Here is a 17160-nt window from a genome sequence, read left to right as displayed (position 1 = left end):
TGATGGAGAAGTTTCAGACTTTGTATACTCTTAAAGGCGTAAAAGGGAATGACAAAAGGACAGATAAAACCAAATATGCATAGCAATAAACCAAATCCTGAAAATTGCAGTGCATCGAGGAATACAGTGAAAAAATGGAATTGATGATTTTATATTGCGACAAGTGCAAAGAATAAAAACAGTAAAATTACACTAAAGCAAAATACAGAAATGAGATTTGGAATGCCTTTATGTAACAGGCTCCATTGGCTAAAAATGATTTGTTTAGGGTGCAGATGGATCACCTGTTGAGTCTGATTGTAGAGGGCAATGATTTTATTTTTGCCATGCTTCTGAATATAAATGACACGGACATGATCTGCGGGTTCAGCAACCACTTCTACAAAATGACCAGTAAAATTCTGTGCATTGATAAAACATTCAAAATAGCAGCCGGGTAATTCATACTGGTTAAAATAGCCAACATTTCATCACGTCGATGATGAATAAATATTTTCCCTTCAATCATTTGCTTTGGCTCGAACATGCCAATATTTTCCTTATTTTTCTTCTTATATCAAAAAGACTTATGCATTTAATTTAGCATAAGTCTTGAATAAGATTTCTAATTTTCTAAAAGGCTTAAAAAGGCATGGGGATATAGGTATAAATCAGGCCATAGGTTAAAGCAGCAGTTAAGGTCGCCATGACGATTTTCTTAAACTTAAAATATAGTCCAGCGAGTACAATAAAACCGATCAGCATGGCAAAACTTTTATCTGGCGTTTCCAGTAAGGGTGGTAAGGTCGCCACAACCAGCATGGAACTGATAGCAGCAATTCCAATCGAACCCAAAGCGATTTTCAGCCAAAGCGTACCACGTTTTTGCGAACCCTGCTGAAATTTTTGAATCACATAGAAAGGACCAAAACGTGAGGCAAAATTGGCAATTCCGACAATAATCCCGACCAAAATAATTTCAAGGTTCATGATTGATCTCCTGCATATTCAGGATCTGGTTTTTTCAGTACATAGTGCTTGAACAGGCCGGCCAAAATGCCGGAACTGATACCGATAAAGATCGCAGCGGACAGATCGATAAAATAACAGGCAACTGCTGAGACAATAATCGTGATGGTCACGACAAAGGTATGTTTCTTTTCAAAGGCTGCCAATAAGAAACTTAAGAACAGGGCAGGTAGAAGGAAATCTAAAGCCGCCTGCAAGAATTGTGGCAGATGACTAACCTGATCAGCAAATAGGCCGCCTAGAAATGAACCTGTCGCCCAAGATAACCAGCTAAACAGACTCAGACCGAGCATCCACGACTCTGACCATTCCTGACGCCGTTGTGACAGCTTGATCATACCTGAAGCAAAGACTTCATCAGTAAGACCCCAAGCCCAGACTGCGGTTTTCTTTAAGTTTAAACGATCTTGGATCAGGTTTTGTAAAGCTGGGCCGTATAAAAGATGGCGAATGTCCAAAGCAATTACGGTCAATGCAGTCATCCAGATCGAAGTACCACTACCAAGTAGAGCTACAACTAAAAATTGACTGGCACCGGCATACATGGAGCAGGACAGAAATAAGGCTTCCCAGGCAGTAAAGCCGAACTGGGTGGCAGAAACGCCAAAGGCAAAGGAGACCGGAAGGTAAGTAAATATAATGGTCTGGCTATCTTTGGCACCTTGCCAGAAACCGGCAGGTTGCATCGCTACTGGATTGTGGTCAGACACAAAACACCTTGAGAGAGAGTTAAAACAGGGATTAAATCAAGATTGTGTATTGTACGCGAATTTACTAGCATAGTGCCGAAATGTTTAACTGGCGATTCTGATATGTTGATGTTCAAGACACGTGCAATGCTGGTCGGTGTTTTAATCGGCAGCACCTTATTTCTTCAAGCTTGTGGAAATGACAGTCAAGCGCCAAAGGCCGAAATTAAAGCGGCACCTAAACTCTCCAATGATGCAACAACTTATGCTAATGCTGCATGGCAACTCATGAATGAAGTCGATCCGCTGGTCTATAACAAGGAAATGGAGCAGATTGATGCTCAGGTGCGTCAACCGGCCCGTAAATTAAGTACTGACTGGCGCATTAATGTGAAAATGACTGACTCAGTGACGGAAGGAAAATATGCCTTATGTCGTAAGGCTTTAACCAGTCTGGAAATCTGGGCACGTAGCACCGTTGAAAATAGCAGTAGCGTGGCACAGAGACAGGCCGACTATGAGCGTGATAAACAGCAATGTCAGGGAGCAATTGCTCATCCTGAACTGGGAAATACTGATCCAAAGCAGAAAGGTAATGCAGTAGCTGAACAGTCTTAATCGGGTTTTATAATCTTCAGGCGGAACTTCGGTTCCGCTTTTTTGTTATAAAAAACGATTCTATTTATATAAATAAAAAATAATTAAAATCAAGAAATATTGCCCTGAGGCATTAAAAAAGTCCTATAATTGCCTAATAATAAAGCGATTTATAGATAAAAGTTAATTTTCGGAGTAATTTTAAATGTTAAATAAATTGTTTTTAGCGATAAGTATAAGTGCTGTTTTAGTAAGTGCAGTACAAGCTTCTCATGCGTGTGAAGTAGCATCATGTACCAATGGCTTTGATAGCGTCAATGTTTGTGAATTGCGTTCTTAAATTTTAAATCCATCTCCCTATAGAAAATTCAAACAGCAAAAAATAAAAGAAGCCTCAGAATAAGGCTTCCCATACAGTTAGACGATCATGTCTTAAAGCAACATGAACAGACGTTCTAGATACAACACTGCTCCGCCCAAAAGAATACTGAGGCCGCAGATCAAGCGTAAAGAGTGCCAAGACATGAGATTTCGTCCTACTGTATTCATTTATATTGAAAGTGCTTCCAGATAACGGCGATTCACTTCCTTCCAGTTCACCACATTAAAGAAAGCGGCAATATATTCAGGACGACGGTTCTGGTATTTCAAATAGTACGCATGTTCCCAGACATCCAGACCTAGAATCGGAGTATTGCCATGCATGAGTGGTGAGTCCTGATTGGCACTGCTTTCTATGATAATGGTTTGATCAGGTGCTACGCTGAGCCAGGCCCATCCGCTACCAAAACGGGTCAGGGCTGCTTTGGTAAAAGCTTCTTTAAAGGCTTCAAAGCCGCCAAGCTCCTTGTCGATCGCCTGTGCAATTTCACCTTGAGGATTGCCCCCACCATCTGGACTCATTACTGTCCAGAACAGGGAATGGTTGGCATGACCGCCACCATTATTAATCACATTATTTTTCAAATCTTCAGGTACCTGATTGGCTTTGCTCACCAGCTCTTCCACAGAAAGATCTTCCCATTCTGTGCCTTCAATACCTGCATTGATGTTGTTGATATAAGTTTGATGATGTTTGGTATGATGGATTTCCATGGTTTTAGCATCAATATGCGGTTCCAATGCATCATAAGCATAAGGGAGTTCGGGAAGGGTATAGCTCATTTTTAATTGTCCTTAAGCGTGATTAAGTGAGTGGAATTTTCGACTAAATTTTAAAATACGCTTGTGTTGTATTAAATACAATGAGAATTATTATCATTTATGTTGTGGGGTATGGTTTTTATAAATAAGGTGTAAAGATGCGTATGAAAATAGCAAGAAGCCAAATTTGGTAACAAAAAAGCCCCGAATGATCGGGGCCGTTCTTTGGCTTCAACTTATACGTTGAAACGGAAGTGCAGAACGTCACCGTCCTGAACGATATAAGTTTTACCCTCTAGACGCCATTTACCTGCTTCTTTGGCGCCAGCTTCGCCGTTGTACTGTACGAAGTCATCATAAGCAATACATTCTGCGCGAATGAAGCCTTTTTCGAAGTCAGTGTGAATGACACCCGCTGCTTGAGGCGCAGTAGCGCCGACTTTAACCGTCCAGGCGCGAACTTCCTGTACACCGGCAGTGAAGTAAGTTTGTAGGCCAAGCAGTGAATAACCTGCGCGGATTACTACGTTCAGACCTGGCTCTTCCATATCCATTGCTTCCAGGAATTCGGCACGGTCTTCATCTTCAAGCAATGAAATTTCAGCTTCGATCTGGTTGCAAAGTGGAACCACGATTGCATTTTCAGCAGCTGCCAGTTCACGTACCGCATCGAGGTGCGGGTTGTTTTCAAAACCGTCTTCTGCCACGTTAGCGATGTACATGGTTGGTTTAAGTGTTAATAGACCAAAGCCACGAACCAGTTTACGTTCGTCATCATCCAGATTTGCTGCACGGGCAGGTTTGCCTTCATCTAGAAGAGGTAGGATTTTTTCTAGAACGGCTTTAGTGGCTACAGCTTCTTTATCGCCACCTTTGGCAGACTTCGCCAAACGAGTCACTGCTTTAGTCACAGTTTCAAGATCAGCTAGAGCAAGTTCAGTGTTAATCGTTGCGATATCATCAAGCGGATCAATTTTACCGTTGACGTGAATCACGTTTTCATCTTCGAAACAACGGACAACATGAGCAATTGCATCCGTTTCACGGATATTCGCCAGGAACTGATTACCCAGACCTTCGCCTTTAGATGCACCAGCAACCAGACCCGCGATGTCCACGAATTCCATGGTAGTTGGTACCACGCGTTGTGGTTTTACGATTTCAGCAAGTTTGTCCAGGCGTGGATCAGGCACAGGCACGATACCGGTGTTTGGTTCAATCGTACAGAATGGGAAGTTTTCCGCAGCAATTGCAGCTTTAGTTAATGCATTGAAAAGCGTAGATTTACCAACGTTAGGCAGGCCTACAATACCACAATTAAAACCCATGAAATAACTCACAAAGCGTTATATAAAAATTGCCAGTGATTTTACATGAAAGCCATGACAAAGTCAGGTCATGGCTGGATGCTTTGTTGAAAACTTATGAAATAGATGTCTTTAAATTTTACGTTTATCGAGCTGATTCGATAGGGTGTCACCAGTGGCCTGAACTAGCATGACCAGAATTACCAGCACCACAATCACGGCTAGCATGATCTGCATATCAAAACGCTGATAGCCATAACGATAGGCGATATCACCCAATCCACCTGCACCGATCGCACCGGCAATCGCCGAGGAGTTAATCATGGTCACCAAAGTGACGGTAAAACCAGCCACAATCTCCGGTAAAGCTTCAGGCAATACCACATGCCAGATAATCTGCTTACGGTTACAGCCAATTGCTTGAGCCGCTTCTATCAGCCCCTGATCGACTTCACGTAGGCTTACTTCAGCAATCCGGGCAAAGAAAGGAGTCGCCGCTAAGGTTAAAGGTACAACGGCTGCCCAGACACCATAGCTGGTCCCCACAATCCAGCGGGTAATAGGAATCAGCGCCACCATCAAAATCAGGAAAGGCACCGAACGGGTAATATTCACAACCCAGCCCAAAGCCTGATTAATGGGTTTAGATGGGTAAATACCATGTTCAGACGTACTGACTAACACTACCGCCATTGGTAAGCCAATTAAAAAGGCAACGATCGCGGATACACCGACCATGAGTAGGGTATCAGTAGTTCCTGTCAGTAATAAATCAATGAGTTGGTCGTGCATAGCCAATCACCTCAATTTGTGCAATGTGTTGTTTTAATTTTTGCTGAAGTAAGTCCGTGTCCAGATTCAGATCAGCAACCGCGACAATCAGGCTACCGACCAGATGATTCTGGATGCTGTCGATATGACTTTGATAGAGATGAACCGGATGATCAAACTGTTCAAAAATTACCTTTAAATTTGGTGAATGCTGAACACTGGAGGCATAGCGCAGTTTGACAATGCTATGCGTGGTATCCGCGGTTACTTCAGGACTAATGGCAAATGGAAGTTCCAGTTGTTCCAGATTCAGCAGTTCTTGGGTAATCTGCTGCTGAGGATTAGAGAATACTGACCAGACTTCACCGGATTCAACAATTTCACCTTTTTCAATTACGACGACTTGATCGCAGATTTCACGAATGACCTGCATCTCATGGGTGATTAGTATAATAGTGATGCCAAGTTTCTGGTTGATTTCTTTCAATAAAGACAGCACCACTGAAGTGCTTTCTGGGTCTAGTGCAGAAGTGGCTTCATCACAGAGTAGAATTTCCGGATGATGCACCAGCGCACGGGCAATGCCGACACGCTGCTTTTGTCCGCCGGATAACTGAGAAGGGTAGTTCTGCGCTTTTTCGCTTAAGCCTACCAGTTGCATTACTTCGTTTACACGCGCATCAATGTCTGATTTTTTATAATTCGCGACTTTTAAAGGTAATGCCACATTTTCCCATACGGTTTTGGCAGACATCAGGTTGAAGTGCTGGAAGATCATGCCAATGCGCTGACGTAACTGGATCAGTTCAGCATGGGTGAGCCCAGCCAGATCTTGTTGATGGATATGGATATAACCCTCACTGATCTGTTCCAGACCATTCAAAGTGCGTAACAGCGAAGATTTCCCCGCGCCACTTTTCCCGATAATCCCGAAAATTTTACTTTCAGGAATATCTAAGTTGATGTTTTTTAAGGCATGTACCGATTTGCCTTGTACCTCATAGTATTTATTCAGGTTGCGGATTTTGATATACGGGACGGAAAACGCCACCTGAGAACCAAAACTCACCATAGTATTCTCCTTATTTCCAGCCCGGGAACCAGAGCTTCGCACCAAAGTCAGCATCTAATGCTTCCTTCACGCGAGGTGAGTTCTGATAGATTTCAACAAATTTTTTCAGCTTGTCATTTTTGTCCTGATAGTCCTCACGTACGGCAAACAGGATCGCATAACGGTTGTCTTTGCTAGAGTCAAATAACAACGCTTGTTCTGGATCAGCTGTTTTAGCCAGACGTAGGTAGTGTGGATAGCCAAATGCCAGATCAACATCATCAATGGCACGTGCGGTTTGTGGACCTTCAACTTCAACAAACTGCAGGTTCTTTGGATTCGCTGCAATATCTTTCAGACTGGACAGGTGGTTGTTAGGATCTTTCAGTGTCACCAGTTTAGCCTGTTGCAATAACAGTAGCGCACGTCCCTGATTGACTGGATCATTTGGCACCACCACTTTTGCGCCGTCTTTTAACTCATCCAGACTGTTAATTTTCTTGGAATACAGGCCAACGTGAGTCGCTGCACCTTTGGCAAATGCCTTGATTTTAAAATCAGTTTCTTTCTTGGCATTATCCAAAAATGGCTGATGCTGGAAGAAGTTGGCATCAATATCGCCATGATTCAGGGTGATATTCGGTGTATTCCAGTCCGAGAACTCGACCAGTTTGACATTCACACCTTGCTGTCTGGCTTCTTCTGCTGCGACCTGTAAAGGCTTAGCAAAAGATGGGCTGATCCCAATCACCAGTTCATCCGAACCAGATTTCTTTTGCTGGTTCCACACCACCAGTCCGATAATGACGGCGGCAATAATCACCCCAATAACGGTGAATTTTGTTTTAACGGTTTGTGCCATGTTGCACCTCAAAATAAATTTATGCTGATTATTTTTGCTTTAGGTTCGTGTTCGCTGTTGAGGCGGAGCTTTGACATCGGAATTGCTGCACTGGATGTGCGCTGGATAAGCGGTCTCCTTGCTGGAACAGCTTGTGTCTGAAACTGCCTTGTTCATATTCAGTCTTATAGCGTCCGCGTTGCTGTAATTCAGGAATAACAAAATGGATAAAATCCAGATGCGATTCAGGTGCAACCGTGCGAGTCAGGTTGAAGCCATCTATCCCGGTTTCATCAATCAGCTGAATCAGTTTTTCTGCCACCGTTGCGCCACTGCCCACGATCAGTGGATAACGACCACCCAGCACATGCTGGGCTTTCAGGTCATTCGGTGTGATCTGCTGCTCTTTAAATTTGTCATTAACCGTCGCAATACTGTTGGTCTTCTTGTAAGGAATTGGTTCATCATCAGCAAATTTGGACAGGTCAATGCCAACTGAGCTGGAATAATGTGCAAGACCTGCTTCAGGGCTGGCATAGGCGCGATATTCATCCAGCTTTTGCTGTGCTAGTTCATCCGTTGCTGCAGTGACCACGGTAATGCCGACAAAAATCTTGATCGCTTCAGGATCACGGCCTTGTTCAACCGCTTGACGACGAATCTGATCAACCTGTTTTTTAATCTTGTCCGGATGATCACCACCAATAAACATGCCTTCAGTATGTTGAGTAGCAAAGGCCATACCCCGTGGTGAAGCACCGGCTTGGAACAGCACAGGCGTACGTTGAACAGAAGGTGAAACCTGGAACACGCCCTGGCTACGATAAAATTGACCCTGATGATTGACCTGGTGCACCTTGGCTGGATCAGTAAAGATACGTTGCTGCTTGTCTTTCAGCACAGCATCATCTTCCCAGGAGCCTTCCCAGAATTTGTAGCATAGCTGTAAAAATTCCTCGGCCTGTTCATAGCGCAGGTCATGGTCTTTCAGGCCATTTTCACCAATCAGGCGCTGCGCACTGTCCAGATAACCTGTCACGATATTCCAGCCGATACGACCATTAGTCAGGTGATCCAGACTGGCAAAACGGCGGGCGAACTGATATGGCGACTCATAGCTGAGATTGACTGTAACGCCAAAACCAAGATGGTGGGTCATGGCTGCCATGGCAGACACGAGGGTGCTTGGATCATGGCTTGGTAACTGGATTGATTCTTTTAACGTCAGGTCAATCCCATTCTGGTAGACATCATAGACTCCGGTGATGTCGGCAATAAACAGACCATCAAACAATCCTAGTTCTAATGTTTTTGCCAGATCGGTCCAGTAACTCAGCTCATTAAAGCGATGCGATTCATCCCTCGGATGAGTCCACAAGCCATGATTAATATGTCCCACACAGTTCATATCAAAGGCGTTCAGTAAGATTTTTTTCGCTTTTGGATTAGTCGTTGTAATTGTCATTACAATGTCCCTCGGCGTGGAGGCAGAACACCATTCAGTAAATAATTGGCAATAAAATAATATTTCCAGCGCGAAGCATCGTGCAGGGTATGTACGCGGGCATTACGCCAGAAACGATCCAGACCATCTTCGCGTTGGCTACCACGACTGCCAGCCAATTCAATTAGTTTTGATGATGCTTTTAATGCAGTTTCACTACTGTGCGCACGGGCCTTGGCTACATCCAGAGAGGCTTTGGCAACCCTAGCTTCAGTCGGATCGGCTTTAGCTGCATCGACAGAACGGGCTGCCTGTTTCAGTAACACTTCAGAAGCACGCACATCAGCGATCACACGACCCAGTTCGAGTTTGGTCAGCGGATCATCGGTGGCTTTGTCCACACCCGAATCAATCCAGGGACGCGCCTGACGTACACGGTTTAAGGTTTCCTTAAATGCAGCACGGGCAATGCCGGTTTCAATGGAAGCATGCAGCAATTGTGCAAAAGGTCCGGAAATGGTTGGGTGGGAATAGGCTGTATCAAAACGCACCACATCTTCTTCAAGCACGTGTACGTTATCGAATTTCACTGTACCACTGCCCGTGGTACGCTGGCCAAAACCGCTCCAGTCATCAATCAAGGTGAGACCTTCGCTGTCACGTAGCACAAAAACCAAGAATTGCTGCTCGTTTTCATCTACGACCAATGTTGGGATGCGGTGCGCAAACAGGCTGCCGGTGCAATAGAATTTTTCGCCGTTAATGACATAGCCTTGCTCGGTCTTGCGGATTGCAGTCTGGCGTTGTACGGCAGTCTTGGTCTTGAACTCAGCCAGGGCATTACCGAAACGGGCGCCTTTTAGCACTTCGGCATAGAGTTTATGTTTTTGTTCTTCGGTGCCGTTATTACGCAGGATTTCCAGACCATAGAAATGGTTTTGCGGAATCTGACCAATCGAGCCATCGACACCGCTCATTAAGGCAATCACTTGCGCTACGGTATAGCTAGACACTTCTGCACCACCATATTCTTTAGGTACAGTAATCGCCCAGAGTCCGGACTGGCTATAAGCCTCGATTTCTTCGAAAGGAAGAATACGTTCGGCATCACGCTGTACCGCATTAATCTTGAACTGTTCAGCCAGATTACGGGCAATTTCTAGTGCTTCTTCATCAGATTTGATGATGTGCGCATGTGCCAGCTGTTCTGACTGCAATGGACTAATGTTTTGAAATGAAGTCATGGCAAATATGCTTAAATCCAGGCGTGGCGGGCAGGGAGCTTATGATTTAGGTAATAATCCCCAAGTGCATGCAGCTTCCAGCGGATCGGGTCATGCAAGGTATGCACACGGGCATTACGCCAATGCTGATCCAGATTGTGCTGACTGAGGCTGGAGCGACTTCCACCCAATTCCAGTAATTTTTCCGAGATATGTAGCGCAGCATCGTTGGCATAGACCTTGGCTTCAGCAACCAGAATTGAGGCTTTGGCTGCCTGCTCATCAGTCACAGATTCCAGCTGATCCAGTTCATCCAGATATTCAGCGGCTTCATCCAGCAGTAAAATCGCGGCATCGAGCAGCACAGAAGATTTGCCAACTTCCTGCAGGGTATAATGTTCTAAGCTGGCTTTTTCGACTTGCGCATCGACAATTGAACGTGCTTTTTGTACGGCAGTCAGCGTATCGGCAAAAGCAGCTTCGGCAATGCCGACATCAATCGCGACCTGCATCAATTGGGAATAGGCACCGCGGTAGCTTGGTTGATTTCCTAACAGACGCTCATCAAAAATCAATAGCGGATCAACTTCGACATGCTGAAGTTTGACGGTACCACTCGAAGTCGTGCGTTGACCAAAGCCATTCCAGTTATCGATCACTTCCACACTTTCAGCATTGCGGTCGATAATGGTTAGTACTACATGGCCTTCTGGATGAATCGCTTTAATCGCCAGCCAATGGGCAAAGCTACTGCCAGTTGAATAGAATTTCTCGCCATCCACAAAATAGCGACCGTTTTCAAGGGTAAGTGTGGTTGCCAAGGTTTTAGTATCTTTAGTATTTCGTTCCGGGCCACCATTCGCCAGACGCTTACCTTTTAGAATTTCGTTATAAATAAACTGTTTTTGTTCTTCTGTGCCCATGATCTGGATCATGTTGAGTAATGCAATCTGGTTCTGCGGAATCTGTCCAACACTAGAGTCAGCTTTATTAATAATCCGGAATACATGAGTCAGGGTTTTATTGGCAACAAATGCACCGCCGTACTGTTTCGGAATGCGCATGCCACCCAGGCCTTTCTGGCTGAACAGGTCAATCTCAGCAAAAGGTAATAGGCGTTGCTGATCACGCTGATTACGGCCTTCCAGGGCAAAGTCTGCAACCTGATAAGCAGCATTAATCGCGTCGAGATCATTTTCGATGATGTGAACTTTTTCAGAAGTTAAACGAGACATAATGACATCCTAAATCGATGCCAAAACGTTACAGCGAAAGCTTTATGTAATTAAGCAATTGCTTTTGCAAAGCTTATGAAAAAAGCTATTTAAGATAAAAGCTGCTAGATTCTTATAAATTTGGAATATAGTAACTGATTAAAATTAAATAGGTTTTTAATATTTCCTTGTTTTTAAAAGATGAGTTTAAAGCGGTGCATATCTGCTTTATAGATAATCAAGACAAAAAAATGTATAAAAATACTCATCGTCGTGTTGAATAAGCAACATCTTTATTTTGAATAAAAAGTTCATTGTATTTCCAGTCTGGGGTGACTAAAGTATCCGACTAAATTAGATGGTTTTAATGCGATCTGACCTAAAAACAAGTATGGAGAATTTATGCGCATCTTATACCAGTTTCCACTTTCTCATTTTTGTGAAAAGGCACGCTGGATGCTGGATTACAAAGAGCTGGAATATATTGCGCAAAATCTGATGCCGGGTGCCCATCGTGCCTTTGCCCGCCTAAAAACTGGACAAAATCGTTTACCGATTCTGCGTGATCGGGAACAATGGATTGCAGACTCGACCAAAATCGCTCTATATCTGGATGAGCAATATCCTGAACACCGTCTGCTACCTGCAGAAGCAAGCTTGCGCCAGCAGGCGTTAGATATTGATGAAATCACCCAGGAATTAGGCCGCCATGTGCGTCGCTGGATGTTAGCTCAGGCTTTATCGCATGATCATGAATCAATGGATATTCTGATTGGAGAAAAAGGCTATCTGCGCCAGTTTGAAAAATTCTCCAAGCCATTGCTAAAAACCCTTTTGACCAAGGGTTATGCCTTAACTGAAGAGGCACTGGAACAGTCCAAACAATTTATCAAGAATTCGGTTGAGCAGCTTAACCAGATCCGTGTGGAAAAAGACGGGGCTTATCTGGTCGGTTCACGTTTCTCTCTGGCCGATATTGCTGTCTGTTCGATTCTGGCCCCTCTATTGGCTATTCCGGGAACGCCGTGGGAGCGGGAAAGCTTTGAGTCGATGTCGGATGAATACCGTGAATATCAAAGTCATCTGGCTGAATTGCCATTAGGGCAATATATTCAAAAAATGTATCGTAATGAGCGCAATGCCCGTGTTGATTGGCGCGGTGTATAAAATTAAAAATGAAATAAAAAAACGCGCATAAAGCGCGTTTTTTTATGAGATTAGAATTAACCCCAAGGGCTGGTCTGATCAATATCACTTGGTTTATTGAAGCCACTGAGCAGTGAGCTAAAGTCAAACTTCGGCAGAGAGCTACCACTTGAGATATTGGTAATGGTTTCTTTAATGGTTGGGATGATTTCAGTAATGCTGATATTCGTACCCGTATCAGTATTACTAATACCGGAAATCAATTCACTAAGATCAGGCAGTTGTAGGGATGAGTTGTTGCCGACTAAATTGCCAAGACTATCCGTGAATGCATCCAGACCTAAACCGTCTAAGCTTGGCACGCCAGAACCGAGTGACCCGAGCAGCTCGCCAATTTCAGGAAACTGAACACCATCCAGAAGATCCGAGAATTGACCTTCGCTATCAATCAGCGCAATCACAGGTTTTAGTGCGGTAATCACATTGTTGAGGTCGCTAGATAAGGTGAACAGTGATGGGTTATTCACAAAGTCCAGTACCACTTGTACGCCATTCAGGACATCGTAAAGCGTATTTACGATTTCTGCCTGATCAGCATCAAGAACGTCACTATTCGCTAATAGATTCAATAGTGGATCGATGCCTTTTAGTACATCTGCGATGGTATCTGGTACATTACCTGAACCTGCAGAACTGATTGTAGATATCAATGTAGTCACACTACCAACCACTGTTGGTAAAACTTGGGTAAGTTGATTCTCATATCAATGGATGAATTACCTGTATCAATCGATGCAAGCAGTGGCATCAGGCTTTGCGCTACAGTTTGCGCAATGGTGCCAACATCGATATTGCCTGAATTGCTAATTAGACCACTGAGCAAATTGGTAATAGCACCGATATCAAGATTACTGCTTGCATTGCTCATTAGGTTACTGGCTAACAGATTGACTGAACTGGTATCTAAACTACCTGTTGAGCCACCGATCAATCCGCTGATCAAGTCAACAATTGCACCGATGTCGAGATTACTAGCGGCATTGCCACTGATGAGACCACCGACTAGGTTGGCAATTTGATTAATATCTACATCGCCAAGTCCGCCAGAACCACCAATTAAGCCACTTACCAGTTCAGCAATTTGTGCGATATCAATATCGCCACCTTGAATCAAGCCATCGACGAGGCCTGCAATTGCTCCTATATCAATGCCGCCTAATCCACCTGAACAACCGATCAGACCGCTCAATAGTTGGGTAATTTGAGTAATATCAATATCACCACCTTGCAATAAGTTGCTAGCCAGTTCAGCAATTTTACTAACATCCAGATTGCCAGCACTGCCACCCATCAATCCGCTGACCAATTTGATAACTGCATTTAAATCCAGGGTTAAGGTATTACCACCCATTAAGCTGCTAAGCAGATTGCTGACTGAACCTATGTCGAAACTGCCACCATTGGCTTTCGTTAACTGGCTAATTAAATTATTGATATCAAGTTTAGAAGCATTTGTGCCTGTAAATTGGCTAATTAAATCAGTGAGGGAACTGGAATTTAAACTATTGCCAGAAAGCAGGCTGTTTAAGAGAGAATCCAGGGAGGGGGGAGAGGGGTAGAACCTGTAATAGAACCAATAATGCCAGAAAGACTGCCACCCAATAAACCGCTGAGTAAACTCGTATTTTACGTCTCTGTCGTGAGCACGGGACTGAGTTTAGTTTTAATTGAACTAAGAATACTAAAAGCCATAACCGTTCTTTGCGAATTTTTATCTTGTTATGTTTGTTGTGTGTTTTAGATAAACCGCTCTATTCTTATTTAATTTCTATACAAGTGTAAATCTAAGTTGGATTAATCATGCTTTGCAAATTCAGTTATCAGCTTTATAGTTTTTATTCATAAATAGTTTAGTGATAAATAAGAATGATTTATTTAAAAGCGTCGCTTATCGAAAATTTGTTTTATACGACGAACGACCATAAACATGGCTTAAAACTGGTCATTGAGATGTGTCTGGCATTTTTTTTCAAATAACTGGTAATTTACGAAAAAAATCACAATACTAAGAGTTAAATGATGATGTATTTAAATAAAATGGCAAGAGATTAGAGATGGAATTAGATCGTTTTGATAAGCATATTCTTGAAATTTTGACCCATGAAGATGTCAATCTAAATGAACTCTCTGAAAGAGTAAATTTATCTGTGAGTTCGGTGCACCGCAGGATCAAACATTTAATCGATCATAATATTATCAGTGGCTTGAAGCGCGAAATTAATTATCAAAAATTGGGCTTTAGCCTGCATGTGCTGTTGCAGGTTTCCTTGAGCAAGCATGATAGCGATACTTTTGCCAAATTTTTAGAAGAATTAGAAAATATTCCGGAAGTCATTAACGCTTTCCTGGTGACAGGACAGTCTGCGGATTTTATTGTCGAAGTTGTGGCACTTGATATGGAAAATTATAGTCAGATTCTATTAAGTAGAATTGGTAAGATCGAGCATGTTGTAGCGCTGCATTCCAGCTTCGTGATTAAGGAATATAATGTCTTTAACTGTAGTGGTCTTTTAAATAAGGTTTAAATTCTTAATTATTATTTTCAGTCAATAAAAAAACGCACCCGAAGGTGCGTTTTGATCTCATAGAGGATTAGGCATCGAGTTGTGCTAAAACTTCATCAGAGAATTCAACGTTGGTATAAACGTTTTGAACATCATCCAGATCTTCAAGCATATCAATCATTTTCATGATTTTTTTCGCTTGGTCGATATCTGTGATTTCAGCTTTGGTAGATGGGCTCATCACCACTTCAGCGTTATCAGATTTTAAACCTGCAGCAGCTAAAGCATCTTGTACTGTACCGAAGCTTTCTGGCGTGGTGATGACCAGGATTTCATCCTCATCCACTTCAATGTCTTCAGCACCCGCTTCAAGCGCTACTTCCATGATTTGATCTTCTAAAGACACATCTTCAAAAGTAATCTCGCCACGTTTAGTGAACAGGAAGGATACTGAACCGTTGGTACCGAGGTTACCATCAGTTTTAGTGAAGCAGTGACGTACATCAGGAACCGTACGGTTCAGGTTATCTGTCATAGTTTCAACAATAACTGCAACGCCGCCTACGCCATAACCTTCATAGGTTACTTCTTTCAGATCGTCGTTATCTTCACCACCGGCACCACGCTGAATCGCGCGATTGATCACATCACGTGTCATGTTTACAGATAATGCTTTTTCTACAACAGCACGTAGACGAGGATTACTACCCGCATCAGCGCCACCGAGTTTGGCAGCAGTTGTTAATTCACGAATGTATTTGGTAAACAACTTACCACGACTGGCATCTTGTTTTGCTTTACGATGCTTAATATTGGCCCACTTGGAATGACCCGCCATGCGAAATATGCTCCTTGTAGATTGGCTGTATGCCTATCGAATTGCGCCGATTCTACCATAAGCTCTTTTTTTGAAAAAAGAGTCTGGATTTGAGATTTAATGATAATGCCAAAAAAATAGGCAGTAAAACAGAAAGGCAAAGCAATAAATGTAAATAAAAACTTAAGAAAATGTTTGCTGAGAAAATACCTAAATAAGAAAAGGGCAGGAGAAATATTATTCTCAAGCCCTTTTATGGAGTGTTTATTCCGGGATAATAATATCCAGACCAACATTCTCTTTATAGAGCTGCTTGATTAAAGCCAGATCATGTGCAAGATCAGTCGGATAAATTTTGCCAAAAATCCCCCCTTGCTTAGTCTTGGAATTGGCATACATAAGCACAATTGGCACATTGGCAGCTTTGGCAATATGCCAGAAACCGGTACGGATCGGTTTACGCGTTTCACCATTTTTGGCACGGGTGGCTTCAGGTGCGATCACCAGATTGAATTTTTCATTATTTTGAAAATGTTCAACCATTACGCTGACAATATCCTTATTCGCCTTACGGTCGACCGCGATACCACCCATGGCTTCCAGAATTGGTTTCATTGGGCCTTTGAACAGTTCTTTCTTGATCAGGGTATGAATTTTGATGTCATACATCTTAAAGAGCGCCAAAGATAAAACCGCATCCATCATGGATGTATGTTCAAATCCAACAATGACCTGTTTATCTTCGAGCACATCAGGTTCGACATGATATTGCCAACCGGCAAGTTTAAATGCAGATTCGCCAATAAATTTGTTGAGCATAAATAGAAAGAAATAAGAGCTAACGGTATGAACTGCATAATTTCTTCCTGTTCTTATTCACAGTCAATAGGCTTTATTTCAAATTCATTAATAATATGAAAAATCCAAGATCAAAAAAGTATATTCAATAGTTTTTAAGACCTGAAAGATATAAATAAATACTTAATAATCATTAGCATATATCATCTTATATAAAATAAGTCTTAAAATGATGAAAAAATGACTATCCAGCACAAATTTTAGTTATTAGACTTTTGTCGAAGAAAAGAAGAAATTGTGTCTTTTCTATTTTCTGGTCATTTTCTCTTTGAGATTGAAACCTATGACGTATATTACAGCTTTCATGTTCTCAATGCTTCTTTTAGCACTGGTTATTGTATGGTCTTTAATCGAAATCTATATGGATTTGCGTAAAGACGAGAAATTGGAATCGGAATTTTAATCTTTATAACTTTTTAAAGAATATCTTCTGGGATTGTATTTCTATAAATAATAGTTGGTATTTTTATTGGTTATGATTGTGTTG

18 protein-coding genes are annotated in these 17160 nt (G+C 42.5%); 3 read left to right on the top strand and 15 right to left on the bottom strand.

The features are described 5' to 3' along the window. Nucleotides 1-149 precede the first annotated feature (149 nt). The 3 genes from B3J29_RS14040 to B3J29_RS14030 form a co-directional block, all read right to left on the bottom strand. A complete protein-coding gene (locus B3J29_RS14040) occupies nucleotides 150-377 on the bottom strand; it encodes a hypothetical protein (protein WP_286965958.1) in 228 nt (75 codons plus the stop codon). Nucleotides 378-621: 244 nt separating this feature from the next. Continuing rightward, nucleotides 622-969: an L-valine transporter subunit YgaH gene (gene ygaH / locus B3J29_RS14035; RefSeq protein ID WP_034170697.1), complete on the bottom strand. Its 348-nt coding sequence runs from the start codon at nucleotides 967-969 to the stop codon at nucleotides 622-624. Continuing rightward, a complete protein-coding gene (locus B3J29_RS14030) occupies nucleotides 966-1694 on the bottom strand; it encodes an AzlC family ABC transporter permease (RefSeq protein WP_171431276.1) in 729 nt (242 codons plus the stop codon). The genes ygaH and B3J29_RS14030 overlap by 4 nt, the downstream gene beginning before the upstream one ends. 126 nt (nucleotides 1695-1820) lie before the next feature. On the opposite strand from B3J29_RS14030, the gene B3J29_RS14025 reads away from it, so the two are divergent. Beyond that, entirely contained in the window at nucleotides 1821-2315 is a 495-nt protein-coding gene (locus tag B3J29_RS14025; RefSeq protein ID WP_125279403.1) for a hypothetical protein, read from the top strand. Nucleotides 2316-2843: 528 nt separating this feature from the next. Here B3J29_RS14025 and B3J29_RS14020 read toward each other — a convergent pair. The 8 genes from B3J29_RS14020 to B3J29_RS13985 form a co-directional block, all read right to left on the bottom strand. Continuing rightward, nucleotides 2844-3458 carry a superoxide dismutase gene (locus tag B3J29_RS14020; protein ID WP_125279404.1) on the bottom strand — a complete coding sequence of 205 codons (615 nt, stop codon included), beginning with the start codon at nucleotides 3456-3458 and terminating at the stop codon, nucleotides 2844-2846. 215 nt (nucleotides 3459-3673) lie between these two features. Beyond that, complete coding sequence (ychF, locus tag B3J29_RS14015) at nucleotides 3674-4765, bottom strand: redox-regulated ATPase YchF (protein ID WP_005236355.1); 1092 nt, start codon at nucleotides 4763-4765, stop codon at nucleotides 3674-3676. Between the two features lie 111 nt (nucleotides 4766-4876). Then, a complete protein-coding gene (locus B3J29_RS14010; RefSeq protein WP_125279405.1) occupies nucleotides 4877-5536 on the bottom strand; it encodes a methionine ABC transporter permease in 660 nt (219 codons plus the stop codon). Further along, a complete protein-coding gene (locus B3J29_RS14005) occupies nucleotides 5517-6587 on the bottom strand; it encodes a methionine ABC transporter ATP-binding protein (protein WP_125279406.1) in 1071 nt (356 codons plus the stop codon). The genes B3J29_RS14010 and B3J29_RS14005 overlap by 20 nt, the downstream gene beginning before the upstream one ends. A gap of 10 nt (nucleotides 6588-6597) precedes the next feature. Further along, nucleotides 6598-7428 carry a MetQ/NlpA family ABC transporter substrate-binding protein gene (locus tag B3J29_RS14000; RefSeq protein WP_125279407.1) on the bottom strand — a complete coding sequence of 277 codons (831 nt, stop codon included), beginning with the start codon at nucleotides 7426-7428 and terminating at the stop codon, nucleotides 6598-6600. A gap of 28 nt (nucleotides 7429-7456) precedes the next feature. Then, the gene (locus B3J29_RS13995; RefSeq protein WP_125279408.1) at nucleotides 7457-8872 is read right to left on the bottom strand and encodes an LLM class flavin-dependent oxidoreductase; all 1416 of its coding nucleotides are present in this window, start codon (nucleotides 8870-8872) and stop codon (nucleotides 7457-7459) included. Next, nucleotides 8872-10095: an SfnB family sulfur acquisition oxidoreductase gene (locus B3J29_RS13990; RefSeq protein ID WP_125279409.1), complete on the bottom strand. Its 1224-nt coding sequence runs from the start codon at nucleotides 10093-10095 to the stop codon at nucleotides 8872-8874. The genes B3J29_RS13995 and B3J29_RS13990 overlap by 1 nt, the downstream gene beginning before the upstream one ends. Nucleotides 10096-10106: 11 nt before the next feature. Further along, complete coding sequence (locus B3J29_RS13985; protein WP_286965949.1) at nucleotides 10107-11309, bottom strand: SfnB family sulfur acquisition oxidoreductase; 1203 nt, start codon at nucleotides 11307-11309, stop codon at nucleotides 10107-10109. A 381-nt stretch (nucleotides 11310-11690) separates the two neighbouring features. Here B3J29_RS13985 and B3J29_RS13980 point away from each other — a divergent pair, with 381 nt between their 5' ends. Next, on the top strand, nucleotides 11691-12455 hold the full coding sequence (locus B3J29_RS13980) for a glutathione S-transferase family protein (RefSeq protein WP_125279411.1): 765 nt from the start codon (nucleotides 11691-11693) through the stop codon (nucleotides 12453-12455). Between the two features lie 56 nt (nucleotides 12456-12511). On the opposite strand, the gene B3J29_RS13975 is transcribed toward B3J29_RS13980, so the two are convergent. Both B3J29_RS13975 and B3J29_RS13970 read right to left on the bottom strand, forming a co-directional pair. Next, nucleotides 12512-13153 (bottom strand): hypothetical protein, encoded by a 642-nt coding sequence (locus B3J29_RS13975; RefSeq protein ID WP_286965947.1) that lies wholly within the window; start codon nucleotides 13151-13153, stop codon nucleotides 12512-12514. Continuing rightward, nucleotides 13150-13845: a hypothetical protein gene (locus B3J29_RS13970; protein WP_228301759.1), complete on the bottom strand. Its 696-nt coding sequence runs from the start codon at nucleotides 13843-13845 to the stop codon at nucleotides 13150-13152. The genes B3J29_RS13975 and B3J29_RS13970 overlap by 4 nt, the downstream gene beginning before the upstream one ends. Before the next feature lie 703 nt (nucleotides 13846-14548). Here B3J29_RS13970 and B3J29_RS13965 point away from each other — a divergent pair. Continuing rightward, nucleotides 14549-15019, top strand: coding sequence for an Lrp/AsnC family transcriptional regulator (locus tag B3J29_RS13965; RefSeq protein ID WP_034170685.1), 471 nt, complete (start codon nucleotides 14549-14551; stop codon nucleotides 15017-15019). Nucleotides 15020-15086: 67 nt separating this feature from the next. On the opposite strand, the gene B3J29_RS13960 is transcribed toward B3J29_RS13965, so the two are convergent. Next, on the bottom strand, nucleotides 15087-15836 hold the full coding sequence (locus tag B3J29_RS13960) for a YebC/PmpR family DNA-binding transcriptional regulator (protein ID WP_004784089.1): 750 nt from the start codon (nucleotides 15834-15836) through the stop codon (nucleotides 15087-15089). A gap of 243 nt (nucleotides 15837-16079) precedes the next feature. Then, on the bottom strand, nucleotides 16080-16634 hold the full coding sequence (locus B3J29_RS13955; RefSeq protein ID WP_004784088.1) for a 1-acyl-sn-glycerol-3-phosphate acyltransferase: 555 nt from the start codon (nucleotides 16632-16634) through the stop codon (nucleotides 16080-16082). Nucleotides 16635-17160: the final 526 nt, after the last annotated feature.

The organism is Acinetobacter sp. UBA5984, from assembly GCF_002429925.1.
GTDB lineage: Bacteria > Pseudomonadota > Gammaproteobacteria > Pseudomonadales > Moraxellaceae > Acinetobacter > Acinetobacter variabilis.
The sequence above is the reverse complement of the archived record's forward strand: the minus strand, read 5'-3'. Positions and strand labels throughout refer to the sequence as shown.